The organism is Amycolatopsis sp. NPDC003865 (assembly GCF_053605345.1).
Genome location: NZ_JBSGJA010000027.1, coordinates 58946 through 72086 on the forward strand (window position 1 = coordinate 58946; position 13141 = coordinate 72086).

Genomic DNA, 13141 nt, shown 5'->3' on the forward strand with positions numbered 1-13141 from the left:
TCTCCTACCGGTAGGTGAGCAGCGAAGCCGCGTCGGCTTCGAAGTGCGGGTGTTCGTTGAAGGACAACATGGTGACACCGCCGCGGCCGGACACCAGCTTCGTGATGCCGCCGTTGACCGTCACGCGGTTGAGCTTCAGCAGCCCGGCTTCCGGTGTTCCCATCAGCAGGCCGCAGATCGCGGCGATCACGCCGCCGGAGGTGAACACGACCGCGTGCTCGCCCTTGCCCAAGGACGTCACCAGGTCTTCCAGAGCGGACCGGCAGCGCGCGAGGAACGCCGGCCACGTCTCCGCGCACGGCCCGCCGTCGCCGGCCGTGGTCCACGCGGTCAGCGCCGCGTCCAGAACCCCTTGGTACGCCCGGGAATCCTCCTGCGGCGCGCCCCCGGCGTGGTGCCGTGCGATGTCGACGTGGTCGTACTCGTTCCAGCGCGGGTCCTCGACCACCGGGACGTCGGTGCCGAGCACCTTCAGCGCGGTCGCCGCGGTGTCACGTTGCCGGGCCAGCGTTCCGGACCGGACCTGGGTGAACACCATCCCGCGCCGCATCAGTTCCGCACCGACCACAGTGGACTGTTCGAACCCGCGCGGCGAAAGCGCGTCGTAGTCGGACGCGCCGAAGGACGCCTGCCCGTGCCGGACCAGGTAGATGGCGCCCACTCAGACCCTCCCCTTCGCGATGATCTCGCGGCACCGCCAGTCGAGGTACCCGACGAACTGCCAGAAGTCCTTGAACGCCGGGTTGCGGGTGGCACCTTCGCGGTAGCGCCGGTAAAGCTGCTGCAGCACCGCGGCGAGCCGGAACAGGCCGTAGACCTCGTAGAACCGCCAGTCCCCCACGGCGAGCCCGGTCTTCTCCGCGTACCGCGCGACGAACTCCGCGCGCGTGAACATCCCCGGCAGGTGCGTCGGCTGGCGGCGGCTGGCCTTCATGACGTCGTCGTCGTCGGCCTGCACCCAGTAGGCCAGCATGCTGCCCAGCTCCATCAGCGGGTCGCCGAGCGTGGCCATCTCCCAGTCGAGGACGCCGGTGATGTTCAACGTCGACGGCCCGTCCAGCACCAGGTTGTCGAGCCGGTAGTCGTTGTGGATCAGGCAGATCTTCACCTCGCCGGGCTGGTTCGCGGCCAGCCACGCGCGGACCTCGGCGAAGTCGCCGACGTTGTCCGTGCGCGCCGCGACGTACCGGTCCGACCAGCCGCGGATCTGCCGCCCGACGTACCCGGCGCCCTTGCCGAGGTCGGCCAGCCCGGCCGCCTCGACGTCGACGGCGTGCAGGTCGACCAGCCGGTCGACGACCTTTCCCGACAGCTCGCGGGCCTGGTCCGCGCTCAGGTCGAGGCCGGACGGCAGATCTCCGCGCAGGATCAGGCCGTCCAGTTTCTCCATGACGTAGAAGTCGCCGCCGAGCACGCTCTCGTCGTCGCCGAACGCCAGCATCCGCGGCACGTACGGGAACACCGGCTTCAGCGCGTGCTGCACGCGGTACTCGCGCCGCATGTCGTGCGCCGACGCCGCCTTGTGCCCGGCCGGTGGGCGGCGCAGGATCAGCTCGCGGTCCGGGTAGCTCAGCAGGTACGTCAGGTTCGACGCCCCGCCGGGGAACTGCCGGACGCGCGGCGGCTCGGTGCCGAGACCTTCGATCCGCGTGGCCAGCCAGGCGTGCACCGCGGCGGCGTCGAAAGCGTCCTCCTCGCGGACCTCGACGGTGGTCATGCGAACCTCCGCAGGATCGACGCCGGCACGACGCGCATGGCGACGCTCAGCGGCACCCACGGCCACGCCGGGACGTAGGCGCGGCGCGGTTCGGCCTCGATGGCCTTCACCAGCGCGCGGGCGCCCCTCTCGGCCTTGGCCAGCAGGGGGTTGCGGCCCAGCCGGTCGTTCATCTCCGACTCGATGTAGCCGGGCCGGACGTCGGTGACGGTGATGCCCTTGCGCTTGAGCTCCAGGCGGGTGCCGTCGACGAACGCCGAGATGCCGGCCTTCGAAGCGGCGTAGGCGGTGAGGTTGCCCGGCAGGCCGCGGATCGCGCTGAACGACGAGACGACGGCGAGGTGCCCGGCGCCCTGCGCGCGGAGGATCCCGGCGGCGGCCTCGATCTGGGCGGCGGCCGCGACGAAGTTGACCTCGAGGGTCTGCCGGTTGGCGTCGAACCGGCCCTTGCCGACCGGCTGCCCCTTGCCGAGCCCGGCGTTCACGATCACCCGGTCGAGGGACCCCAGCTCGGCGCGGAACTCCTCGAAGACGGTGAAGACGCTGTCGTGGTCGGTGACGTCGAGCTTGCGCGTCACGACCCTGATCCCCGGGTGCGCCGCGGTCAGCTCGGCCGCCAGCTTCTCCAGCCGGTCGGTGCGGCGGGCGCACAGCGCCAGGTTGCGCCCCGCGGCGGCGAACCGGCGGGCCATGCCCTCGCCCAACCCGCTGCTCGCGCCGGTGATCAGGATGTTCTTCCGGACCGTCATGTCCCGGAGCCTACCCGTTGGTAACAAGACCGGTGGCCCGGCGCTGGGGGCGTCGCCGGGCCACCGGTCATCGCGCGGCCACCCCGGCCGGTCGCACAACGCGGCCGGGTGAGCCGGAGCCGTTCGTCCACGGCTGCGGCCCGCACGCGGATGGACCGTGAGGGGGGAGGCGGGGCCACCGGCGCGGGCAAGTCATACAAGCGCGTCCGCCCAGGCCGGGGCAATGGTTCACAGTTGCCAGTACTAGCCCGTTCGCCCGAGTGGCGGCGCGGCTCCCGGCCACCGGCGGCCTCGGCGATGGGGGTGGCGGATCCTGCTAACGTGCACGGAGTCGGGGATCGTCGGGGGACGTTACGGGGCGGGTCGGCCATGGCGGGCAGCACGGCGGGCGGTCAGCAGGGTGAGCGCACCGCGTTCGCCACGCACCTGCGCGCGGCCATCGCGACGAGCGGCCTGTCCCTCGACCGGATCCAGGCGCGGCTGCGCGCCCGCGGCGTCGTCGTCAGCGTCACCGCCCTCAGCTACTGGCAGTCAGGCAAGCGCCAGCCGGAGCGGCAGAGCTCGCTGTCGGCCGTGCGCACGCTGGAAGAAATCCTCGACGTGCCCGCCGGGTCGCTGCTCGGGCTGCTGCCCCCGCCCCGGCCCCGCGGCGGCGCGGGGAAGCGCCACGCGGGCGGCGAGCCGCTGACGTTCCCCCGCGAGGTCCTGCAGCCGCTGCTGGACAAGGTCGGCGCGCCGGACGCGCTGGAGCGCCAGCACCCGCTGAAGCTGGTGGGGCTGCACGACCTGTGCGAGATCGCCGCGGACGGCGGCCAGCGCGCGGTCACGGCGCGGGCGGTGTTCCAGGCGGGCGCGGACGGCCAGGACCGTTGGCTGCTCGTGTACACCCAGGACGACCCGGCGGCGGGCCCGCCGGACCTGCACGCGGTGCGCAACTGCCGGATCGGGCGCGCCGAAGCCGACGTCACGCACGGGCTCCTCGTCGCCGAGCTGGTGTTCGACCGGCCGATCGACCGGGGCGAGACGCACCTGATCGAGTACACGCTGACCAACGGCGGGCCGCCGTACCCGGAGTGCCGCAACACCTACTACCGCGAGTTCCGCCGCCCGGTGCGGGAGTACCTGCTGGAGGTCCGGTTCGCCCCGGCCGCGGCCCCGGACCGCTGCTGGCAGTACGCCCGCAACGGCACCACGGCCAGCCGCCGCCCCCTCAAACTCGACGGCGGTGACGGGGTGCACGCGGTGGCGCTGGACTTCGGACCGGGCGTCTTCGGCATCGACTGGGACTGACCCGCGCGCCAGGTGGCCAGCCGCAAGGGTCGCCGGCGCCACGCGGCTCGGAGGCGAGGCCAGCGCCTTCGGCCCCGGCGTCTTGGGCATCGGCTCACCCGAGGTGCGCGGCCGCCACGGTCGCCAGCTCCGTGCGGTTCGCGATGCCCAGCTTGGCGTACACGTGCGCGAGGTGCGTCTTCACCGTGCCGCGGCTGATGAACAGCTTGGCCCCGATCTCCGGGTTCGTGCAGCCCTCGGCCGCGAGCTTGACCACCTCCAGCTCCGTCGGCGTCAAGCTGCCCCAGCCGCTCGACGGGCGGCCGCGCGCGCCCCTCGTGCGGCGGACGTAGGCCACCACGTCGTCGAGGCTCATCGGCTCGTCCTCGGTGGTGAGCCCCGGGCCGGCCTGCTCCGGTCGCCGCGGGAAGCCCAGTTCCGCGCGGGCGCGGGAACACGAGACGAACACCCGCGCCGCGTCGGCTTCGCGGCCGGTGCGGGCCAGCAACGCCGTCAGCGCGTCCAGGCTGTCCAGGACACCCAGGCGGAGGCCGTGGTCCAGGCGCAGCGCCAGGGCCTCGTGGTGCAAATCGGCGGCCTGCTCCGGCCCGGCCAGGTAGCCCTGCTGGTCCAGCGCGTCGGCCAGCGCCGACCGCAGGCCCCAGCGGCGGGTCAGCTCGACCGCGGTGGCCAGCACGGCCGCGGCCTCGTCGGTCCGGCCCAGCGCGCGCAGCACGGCCCCGCGTTCGGCCAGCCCCTGCGACGCCAGGTACGTCCCGGGAACGGCCTCGCGGGCGAACCAGCGCTCGGCGTCGGCGAACTCGCCGCGCCGCCGGTGCAGCTCGCCCATCACCCCGGCCATGCCGGGCACGAAGACCTCGCCCGCGGTCTCGAGGAGCCGCAGGAACGGCGCCATCACGCGGAACCCCGCGTCGACGTCGCCGGCCAGGCAGTGCACCATCGCCAGCCGGCACAACGTCGTGTTGACGCGGTGGAAGTCGCCGAGCGGCGCGGCGACCTCGACGGCTTGCCCGGCCAGTTCCCGCGCCCGCGGCAGGTCCGCCGCCGCGAGCGCGCTCGCCGACAAGGCACTGAGGACCGTCGACGCGAGACCGCGGTCTCCCCGGCGAAGCAGCCCTTCGGCCGCCTCGGCGAGCAACGGCCCGGCTTCGTCGTGGCGGTCCCGCGCGTGCAGGACGATTCCCCGCAGCATCAACGCGCTGTCGCGGGCGAAGCCGTCGCTTCCCGCGGCCTGCTCGGCTTCGAGGGCGACGTCCCAGGCCGCGTCGAAGTCGGTGTACAGGTGCCCGAGCGCGGTCAGCGTCAGGCACCGCGCGCGCAGGCTCGCCTCGCCGAGTTCGGTGGCGATCTCCAAGCCCAGCCGTGCGGCTTCGAGGTCGAACGGTGCCGTCGTGTCCGCGATCAGTCCCATGCCGGTGAGCAGCCGGGCCTGCAGCGTCGACCGCTCGTCCGGGCGCCGGGCGACCGCGCGCTTCAGGTACCCGAGCCCCTCGTGGCCACGGCCGCGCAGGTTCCACAGCCACGCGACGGCGGCGGCGAGCCGGCGGCCCCGCGCCGGATCTTCCCGCGCCAGCCCCCATTCCAGGGCCGCGCGCAGGTTGTCGCACTCGGGTTCCATCCGCGCGCGCCACGCGTCCTTGTCGCGGTCGAGGTCCGGTTCGGCGGCTTCGGCGACGGCGAGGAAGTGGTCGAGGTGGCGGTCGCGGACGGCGTCGGTCTCGCCCGCTTCGGCCAGCCGGGCCGCCGCGTACTCGCGAAGCGTCTCCAGCAGCCGGTAACGGCCGTTTTCGGCCAGTACCAGGGACTTGTCGACCAGCCGGCCCAGCGCGGGCAGCACGGCCGGGCCGCCCGCCGCGTCGAGGGTGAACCCGCCGGCGAACACGGCGAGCCGGCGGAACACCGCGCGGTCCTCGTCGTCGAGCTGGTCGTGGCTCCACGCGATCGACGCCGCGAGGGTCTGCTGCCGCGCGGGCACCCCGCGCGAGCCGCGGGTGAGGAGGGCGAAGCGGTCGTCGAGACCGGCGTCGATCTGGTGCGGGGTAAGGGTTCCGAGCCACGCGGCGGCGAGCTCGACGGCCAGCGGGATGCCGTCGAGCCGGGTGCACACCGACCGGACGGCGGCCGCGCTCGAAGTGTCCAAAGTGAACAGTGGCCGGACCGCGCCCGCCCGTTCGACGAACAGCGCCACCGCCTCCTCGACGGCCAGCGGCGGCACCCGCCACACCGTCTCCCCCGGCACGCCGAGGGGTTCGCGGCTGGTCGCCAGCAGCGCGACCTCGGGACACGAGCGGAGCAGCTCGACCGCGAGGTCCGCGACGCCGTCGAGGACCTGCTCGCAGTTGTCGAGGCAGAGCAGGACACGCCGGTCGCGCAGGTGGGTCGCCACCGACCGGACGGCGCCGGCGTGCGGTTCGACGGGCACCCCGAGGGTCGCGGCGACCAGCTCGGCGGCTTCGGCGGGCTCGGCGTCGAGTCCGACCCACCACACCCCGTCGGGCCAGCGCCGGATCCCGGCGGCGGCGACCTGCGCCGCCAGCCGGGTCTTGCCGCTGCCGCCGGTCCCGGCCAGCGTGACGAGCTGTCCCCCGGCGAGCCGCTGCCCGAGTTCGGCGGCTTCGGTTCCGCGGCCGACGAAGCCGGTCAGCTGCACGGGGAGGTTGTTCGGGGTCGTGTCGAGCGAGCGCAGCGGGCCGGGGCGGCCGCCGAGCTGGAAGATCCGCTCGGGCCCGGTGAGGTCGGGCAGCCGGTGCACGCCGAGGTCGTGCAGCGGCTCGCCCGGCAGTTCGGCGGCGGCGCGCGCGGAGACGAGCGTGCGGCCGTCGGCCAGTTCGCGCAGGTGCCGGCAGCGCCGGACGGCGGGACCGGTGGGAGTGCCGTCTCCGCGGAGCAGCACTTCGCCGGTGTGGACGGCGGCGGGTCCGCCGGTCAGGGCCGCCAGCGCCGCCCCAGGCGTCGCGAAGACCGCCGGGGGTTCGTCGCCGGCGCACAGGATCGTGACCGTGCCCGCGGGCACCAGGTTCGTCTCGCTCATCGCCCGGCCAGTCTGCCAGCGAATCTCGGCCAGGTGGCAGATGTCCGCGCCCCCGCCGCCTGCGACCTTCGACCCGTGGACACGTTCGAAGACCTGCTGGCTCGCTGGCGCGACGCCGAAACCCGCGGCGACGGCGCCGCGTCGTTGCTGGCCGCCGACTTCCGCGGTGACGGCCCCGACGGGCTGGTGCTCGACCGCGACCACTGGCCCGGCCGGGCGCCGGCGGCGGCGTTCCGGTGGACCCGGCTGGAGGTGACCGCCGCCGTCGGGGTCGCGACCGGGCGGCGCGACGGTGCCGCCTGCACCGTCGTCGCCGCGTGCCGCGACGGACGTTGGCTGATCGTCAACGTCCAGCGAGGATCATGACAGTTTGTTGCGCAGCACCTTCCCGGTCGCGTTGCGGGGCAGCTCGTCCAGGAATTCGACGTCACGCGGCACCTTGTACCGCGCCAGGTTCGCCTTGACGTACTCGCGGACGCCGTCGACGTCGAGCTTGGAATCCTCCGTGCGCACGACGAACGCCTTGAGCCGCTGGCCGAACTCCGGGTCCTCGACGCCGATCACCGCGGCCTCGAGCACGTCTTCGCGCTCGACCAGCAGGTTCTCCACCTCGATCGGGAACACGTTCTCCCCGCCGGAGACGATCATCTCGTCGTCGCGGCCATCGATGAACAGGAGGCCGTCGTCGTCGAAGTGGCCGACGTCGCCGCTGGAGAGCAGCCCGTCGATGATCTCCTTGTGGCGGCCGTCGGTGTAGCCGCCGAAGCTGAGCCCGCTGCCCACGAACACCCGGCCGGTGACGTTCGGCTCGGTGATCTTCACGCCCTTCTCGTCGTAGAGCGCCACCTTGCAGCCGACCGGCGCGCGCCCGACGGTGCCCGGGGCCTTCGCCCAGTCCTCCGGTGTCGCGACCGTCGCCACGGCGACCTCGGTCGAGCCGTAGAGGTTGTGCACGACCGGGCCGAACGCCTCGTTGGCGCGGTTGCCGAGGTCCGGTGACAGCGCCGAGCCGGCGACGAAGATGATCCGCAGCGACGAGGTGTCGTACTTCTCCCGGACGTCCTTCGGCAGGTCGACGATGCGCTGCAGCATGGTCGGCACCAGCACGAGCGCGGTGCACTTGTGCTCGGCGACGCCGCGCAGCGCCTCCTCCGGCGTGAACTTGCGGCGCATCACCACCTTCGAACCCAGCGCGAAGGAGAGGATGAACTGCGAGAGGCCGGTGCCGTGGAACAGCGGCGCGCCCATGTACGTGGCTTCGTTGGAGCGCAGCGGGATCCGGTCGAGGAACTGCGCCGACGCCAGCGCCGAGGTGTGCGGGCGCGGGGCGCCCTTCGGCGTGCCGGTGGTGCCGCTGGTCAGCAGCACGAACCCGCCCGGCTTGGCCGGCGCGGGCCACGGCCGGTCGTCGGTGCTGGCGATGATCTCCGAGAGCACCGGGGTGTCCCGGTCGGTCAGGTCGGTGTCCGGGTCGACCCAGGCCAGGTACCGGTCGACGCCGGCCGGGATGGCGTCGAGCAGGCCGGTGAACTCCTGGTCGTAGACCAGCGCGGTGACGCCTTCCCGCTTCGCGACGTCGGCCAGTTGCGGCTTGGCGAACCCGGTGTTCATCAGCAGCAGCCGCACGCCGAGCTTGCCCGACGCGGCCATGGTGATCACCAGGCCGCGGTGGTCCCGGCAGAGCGCGGCGACGACCTGACCCGGCCGGATCCCACGCTCGGACCAGGCCCTGGCCAGCGCGTTGGACTGGTCGTCCAGCTGCTTGTAGGTCAGCGGGCCGAGTTCGTCGACGATGCCGACGGCGGTCGGGTCGCGGCGCGCGGAGATGTGGTTCGCGCCGGCGAACGGCCCGAACTTGCGGAGCGCGACCAGCGAGCGGACCCCCTCGTCGAGCCGGGGGAAGGGAACGAGTCCCGCCCGCCGCATCACGTCGACGCTGCGGGCCGTCTCGGCCACCTTGTCCGCCACCTGCGTGGCGAGCTCGACCAGGCTCATCCAGGCACCTCCGTTGCTGCTGGGGAAGCGAGCCCACGCCGACGGCGGGCGTACCGGCGGTATGGGGGCTACTGGACAGTAAACCAACGCGGCCGCGAGCGCACCAGCCGTGTGCGTGGTCCGGTTTTTGTCGGTGGTGCCCGGCATGATGTCTTCGTGCAGGTGATCGCCGGGCGGGAGGAGGACGGGAGCTTCACCGTGCAGTCGCCGTCGTCGACCGCGAACGGCCTGGACGAGGCCGGTTTCGCGGCCGTGGCGCGGGAGCTGGAGAGGTCGGTGCGGCCGCGCTGGGTGTTCCCGTCGGTGGAAGGCGTGTACCCGGTGCTCGTGGCGGCCGGGCTGCGGGTCGAGCGCTGCTACGACCTCGCGCTGGCCGAGGGGCTGCTGCTGGCGTACGAGGGCGCCGACGGGCAGCCGCGGAGCCTGCGCGCGGCCTGGGCCAGGGCGAACGGCGAGGAACCGCCACCGGACTCGGCGGCCGTCGAGTCGGCGCAGCCGACGCTGTTCGACACCAGGGTGCCGACGCTGCCCGACGGCGTGACGGTCGTCACGGCGGTCCGGCGCGTGCTCGCCGAGCAGGAGCGGCGGGTGGCCGCGGCCGAGCACCCGGACCGGCTGCGGCTGCTGCTCGCCGCGGAGTCGGCGAGCGCGCTGGCCGCGGCGGAGATGTCGGCCGACGGCCTGCCGTGGCGGGCCGACCTGCACGAGGAGCTGCTCGTCTCACGGCTGGGGCCGCGGGTGCGCCCCGGCGAGCGGCCGAAGGTGCTCGTCGAGCTGGCGGCGAAGATCAGCGAGGCGTTCGGCGGGCGGCCGGTCAACCCGGATTCCCCGCCGAGCGTGGTCCGGGCGCTGGCCAGGGCCGGCATCGAGGTTCCCGCGGCGCGGAAGTACCTGCTCCGCGGAATCGATCATCCCGCGGTCGGACCGTTGCTGGAGTACAAGGAGCTGTCCCGGCTGTACGCGGCGAACGGCTGGGCGTGGCTCGAGGAGTGGGTGCGCGACGGCCGGTTCCGCCCGCACTACGTCGTCGGCGGGGTGGTGTCCGGGCGCTGGGCCAGCCGCGGCGGCGGGGCGCTGCAAATCCCGAAGGTGCTGCGCACGTGCGTGCGCGCGGACCCGGGCTGGAAGCTGGTGGTGGCGGACGCGGCCCAGCTGGAGCCGCGGGTGCTGACGGCGCTGTCGGGCGACCGGCGGCTGGCCGACGTCGCGGCGGCGACGGACCTGTACGCGCGGCTCGGCGAGGCGTTGTTCTCGGGCGCCCGCTGGGTCCCGGCCGCCGACGACGACCGCGACGACCGGGCGCGCGCGAAGATCGCGATGCTGTCGGCGATGTACGGCGGCACGTCCGGCGAAGCGGGACCGCTGCTGGGCCTGCTGCGCCAGCGGTTCCCGGCGGCGGTGTCCTATGTGGAGCGTGCGGCCCAGGCCGGCGAGCGCGGCGAGCGGGTCCGGTCCCGCCTCGGCCGCACGTCACCGGCGCCGTCGGCGGCGTGGCGGGCGTTGACCGGCGGATTGGCATCGGACGAGGCGGGCGAGCTGAAGGCCCGCCGGGCGTCGCGGGGCTGGGGCCGGTTCACGCGCAACTTCGTGGTCCAGGCGAGCGCGGCCGACATGACGGCGGTGATGCTGGCGACGCTGCGCCGCCGGCTGCCCCCGCCGGCGCACCTGGTGTTCTTCCAGCACGACGAGGTCATCGTGCACACGCCGGCGGAGCTGGCACCGGAAGTGTCTTCCGCCATCACGGAGTCGGTGACGGAGGCCGCGAGAATGCTGTTCGGCCCGGCGTGCCCGGTCCGGTTCCCGATGCAGGTCGCGGTGGTGGACACCTACGCCGACGCGAAGTAGTCAGCTGTCGACCCGGATGTCCATCCGCACGGTGCCGCCGGGGTGGGTGCGGAACCACAGCTGCAGCTGGCCGCTGCTCGCCGTGCACCCGGCGTTGGCGAAATCGTCCGCGGCCGTCCGGTAGAGGACGACGGAACACTTGGCCAAGTACGTGTTCTCGTCCGGCCGCAGGACGTAGAAGGTCGCCGATCCGGAGCCCGGACCGCCGTCGTTGCGGAACACGGCGCTCATCGAGCACGACGTCGTCTGGCACGGCCCGTTCCACTGGGACGAGCGCACGTGGAACGCGGGCTCGGCCGGGGCGGTGGTCTCGGTGGTCGCCGTGGTCTCCGGGGCTTCGGTCGTCTCCTCGGTTGCCTCGGTGGTCGGCGTCGGCCACTCGGCGCTGGTCCGCGCCAGGAGCGGGACGGTCGTCGACGGCGGCGCGGCCGTGCTGCTGGTGGTGGTGAGGTCCTTCAACGGGTTGAACCCGGTCAGCGTGTTGACCGCCAGCAGGATCGCGCACAGCGCGCTGATCGAGCCGATGATGACGCCGAACTTCTTGTAGTCCGGTTCGTCGTCGGATTTCGGCGGCTTGTCCCCCTCGACGGCCATGGCCCGAGTCTACCGAGCGTCGTCAATCGACTGCGGCGGGAAAGAGGCCGTGCCGGTCCCCCGGCACGGCCCTTCCGCCTACGGGAACATCGCCAGCGTCTGCGTGCCGACGTCCTGGTTCGGCAGCGTCCGGCCCGGGTTGCCGCGGAAGTCCGTCCAGCACGGGTGCAGCCGGAAGTCCGCGCCCACCGCCGCCGCCGTGTAGTCGCCGATGAACACCCCCTGCAGCTCCTTGCCCGTCTCCGCGCCCGTTCCGACGAACTGGATCTGCGGGTTCGCCGTCTGCGTCGTGATCCTCCGGATCGGGGACAGGCCGTCGCCCCAGCCGGTCGCGTACGCGTAGTCCAGCCCGATGCCGTTCGGGTCGTACGCGCGCGTGTAGAACGTCACCGCGACCCGGCCCGCCAGTGCCGCGACCGCCGGGAACACCTCGTCGGCGCCCGAGCCGATCTTCACCGGCTTCGACCAGCCGTGCCGTCCGTCGGAGCCGCTCAGGAACGCGTCGCCGTTCGTCTTGACCGACTCGCCGTCGCGGTAGGTGCCGTTGCGGTCGTCGGCCCAGGTCACCCAGAGCCGGTCGGTCACGCGGTCGTAGGTCAGCTGCGGGAAGCTGTTGACGCGGAAGTTCTCGCCGGTCAGCGCGTTGTTGGCGACGTCTTCGTCGACCGGGAAGTCGAAGTCGAGCGCCACTTCGGCGTGCCGGAACGTCCGGCCGCCGTCGCGGGAGGTGGCCACGACCACCGCGTCGTGGTCGGCGGGCCGGTCGCACGCGGCCGTCGCGCACACCGACGTCTCGTAGGCGACCTGGAGCGTCCCGTCGCGGGTGACCACCGGGTTCGAGCCGCTGCCGTACGGCGTGATCCCGCCGTGGAACCCGGTCAGCGACGGCGAAATCCGGCGCATCGGCGACCACGTCCGCCCGAAGTCGCCCGACTTCGACAGCACGATCGGCGACTCGACGAAGGCCCCGGAAGCGTCGTAGGTGAACTGCGTCCAGGTCACGTAGACGTCGCCGGACACGGGGTCGGCGGCGATCCACTCCTTGTCGTTGAAGATGTTCGCCGGCGTCGGCGTACCGGCCGGCGTGACGCCGTCGAGGTGCAGGATCGCCGGGTCGCCGAAGCTGCGGCCGCCGTCGTGCGACACCGACACGGCGATGCCGCTGGCGAGCTGCTGCTCTTCGGGCACCGCCGCGCGGCTGAACACGAGCGTGGCGTAGTAGACGGTGTTGTGCGGCCCGAACGCGACCGCCGGGTCGCCGGCAGCGTCCATGTAGGACAGTGGCGCGGCCGCGCCGGTCGGGAAGTCGAGGTGCGGCAGCTGGACGTTCGCCCAGGTGCGGCCACCGTCGAACGACGTGTAGGCGAAGCCGCCGGAGTCGTTGCGGGCCTCACGGGTGTTGTAGAGCCGGTAGTCGTTCGACCCGGCGACGATGTTGCGCGGGTTTTCCGGGTTGACCGCGATGGTCGTCTCGTTCTGGGCGGTGCTGCACCCGGTCTGGCTGCCGGTGGGCACGATCGTGTCGCCGTCGATGACGTCGGTGTTCGGCGCGAGCGGCCGGTAGGGGTTCGGCTTGCCGATGTAGGTCTGGCAGAGCGCGGACAGCGCGGGATCGTCGCCGTCCTCCTCTTCATCCTCGGCGAACCGCTCCTTGAGCAGCGGGTTGGGCACGTCGTGCCGTGGCTCCCCGGCGATCTTGTGCTTGCCGTGGAGTGGATCCACGGGCTGCGGCGGGCCCCCGGCGGCGTGCGCGGCCGGCGCGAGCACGACGGCGAGCGGCAGGAGCAGCGCGGTGACGGCGGCGGCGATTCTTCGCCTGGCGGACGAAACACCCAAGGACATCGGAAGGTCCTTTCCCAGGAGGGGCTTCAGCCGGTCCAGGCTTGACCCCCGTCCGGCCCCGGTCAACCGACGGAAGTC

Annotated in this window: 10 protein-coding genes; 3 read left to right on the plus strand and 7 right to left on the minus strand. The window is 73.2% G+C overall.

What is annotated here, in order from left to right; genetic code table 11:
- Positions 1-4 precede the first annotated feature (4 nt).
- The 3 genes from ACWEVP_RS42605 to ACWEVP_RS42615 are packed head-to-tail and all read right to left on the minus strand — an operon-like array spanning position 5 to position 2466.
- A complete protein-coding gene (locus tag ACWEVP_RS42605) occupies positions 5-661 on the minus strand; it encodes a histidine phosphatase family protein (RefSeq protein ID WP_452068276.1) in 657 nt (218 codons plus the stop codon).
- Complete coding sequence (locus ACWEVP_RS42610) at positions 662-1717, minus strand: phosphotransferase family protein (protein WP_452068277.1); 1056 nt, start codon at positions 1715-1717, stop codon at positions 662-664. It lies immediately after the preceding gene.
- Positions 1714-2466 (minus strand): SDR family oxidoreductase, encoded by a 753-nt coding sequence (locus ACWEVP_RS42615; RefSeq protein WP_452068278.1) that lies wholly within the window; start codon positions 2464-2466, stop codon positions 1714-1716. The genes ACWEVP_RS42610 and ACWEVP_RS42615 overlap by 4 nt, the downstream gene beginning before the upstream one ends.
- A gap of 369 nt (positions 2467-2835) precedes the next feature.
- Between ACWEVP_RS42615 and ACWEVP_RS42620 the strand changes: the two genes are divergently transcribed.
- Complete coding sequence (locus ACWEVP_RS42620) at positions 2836-3756, plus strand: hypothetical protein (RefSeq protein WP_452068279.1); 921 nt, start codon at positions 2836-2838, stop codon at positions 3754-3756.
- Between the two features lie 94 nt (positions 3757-3850).
- Here ACWEVP_RS42620 and ACWEVP_RS42625 read toward each other — a convergent pair whose 3' ends face one another.
- Positions 3851-6787, minus strand: coding sequence for a helix-turn-helix transcriptional regulator (locus tag ACWEVP_RS42625; RefSeq protein WP_452068280.1), 2937 nt, complete (start codon positions 6785-6787; stop codon positions 3851-3853).
- A gap of 75 nt (positions 6788-6862) precedes the next feature.
- Between ACWEVP_RS42625 and ACWEVP_RS42630 the strand changes: the two genes are divergently transcribed.
- Entirely contained in the window at positions 6863-7153 is a 291-nt protein-coding gene (locus ACWEVP_RS42630; protein ID WP_452068281.1) for a nuclear transport factor 2 family protein, read from the plus strand.
- Here the strand turns inward: ACWEVP_RS42630 and ACWEVP_RS42635 are convergent.
- On the minus strand, positions 7148-8782 hold the full coding sequence (locus ACWEVP_RS42635; RefSeq protein ID WP_452068282.1) for an acyl-CoA synthetase: 1635 nt from the start codon (positions 8780-8782) through the stop codon (positions 7148-7150). The genes ACWEVP_RS42630 and ACWEVP_RS42635 overlap by 6 nt on opposite strands.
- A gap of 156 nt (positions 8783-8938) precedes the next feature.
- Between ACWEVP_RS42635 and ACWEVP_RS42640 the strand changes: the two genes are divergently transcribed.
- Positions 8939-10627 (plus strand): bifunctional 3'-5' exonuclease/DNA polymerase, encoded by a 1689-nt coding sequence (locus tag ACWEVP_RS42640; protein ID WP_452068283.1) that lies wholly within the window; start codon positions 8939-8941, stop codon positions 10625-10627.
- On the opposite strand, the gene ACWEVP_RS42645 is transcribed toward ACWEVP_RS42640, so the two are convergent.
- Both ACWEVP_RS42645 and ACWEVP_RS42650 read right to left on the minus strand, forming a co-directional pair.
- A complete protein-coding gene (locus ACWEVP_RS42645) occupies positions 10628-11221 on the minus strand; it encodes a hypothetical protein (protein WP_452068284.1) in 594 nt (197 codons plus the stop codon).
- Between the two features lie 78 nt (positions 11222-11299).
- Complete coding sequence (locus ACWEVP_RS42650; RefSeq protein WP_452068285.1) at positions 11300-13063, minus strand: sialidase family protein; 1764 nt, start codon at positions 13061-13063, stop codon at positions 11300-11302.
- Positions 13064-13141: the final 78 nt, after the last annotated feature.

What these genes read in the sequence shown, in the direction of transcription:
- ACWEVP_RS42610 (WP_452068277.1), bottom strand. Translation starts at nt 1,717, where the DNA reads ATGACCACCGTCGAGGTCCGCGAGGAGGACGCTTTCGACGCCGCCGCG.
- ACWEVP_RS42620 (WP_452068279.1), top strand. Translation starts at nt 2,836, where the DNA reads ATGGCGGGCAGCACGGCGGGCGGTCAGCAGGGTGAGCGCACCGCGTTC.
- ACWEVP_RS42645 (WP_452068284.1), bottom strand. Translation starts at nt 11,221, where the DNA reads ATGGCCGTCGAGGGGGACAAGCCGCCGAAATCCGACGACGAACCGGAC.
- ACWEVP_RS42650 (WP_452068285.1), bottom strand. Translation starts at nt 13,063, where the DNA reads ATGTCCTTGGGTGTTTCGTCCGCCAGGCGAAGAATCGCCGCCGCCGTC.
- ACWEVP_RS42625 (WP_452068280.1), bottom strand. Translation starts at nt 6,787, where the DNA reads ATGAGCGAGACGAACCTGGTGCCCGCGGGCACGGTCACGATCCTGTGC.
- ACWEVP_RS42635 (WP_452068282.1), bottom strand. Translation starts at nt 8,782, where the DNA reads ATGAGCCTGGTCGAGCTCGCCACGCAGGTGGCGGACAAGGTGGCCGAG.
- ACWEVP_RS42615 (WP_452068278.1), bottom strand. Translation starts at nt 2,466, where the DNA reads ATGACGGTCCGGAAGAACATCCTGATCACCGGCGCGAGCAGCGGGTTG.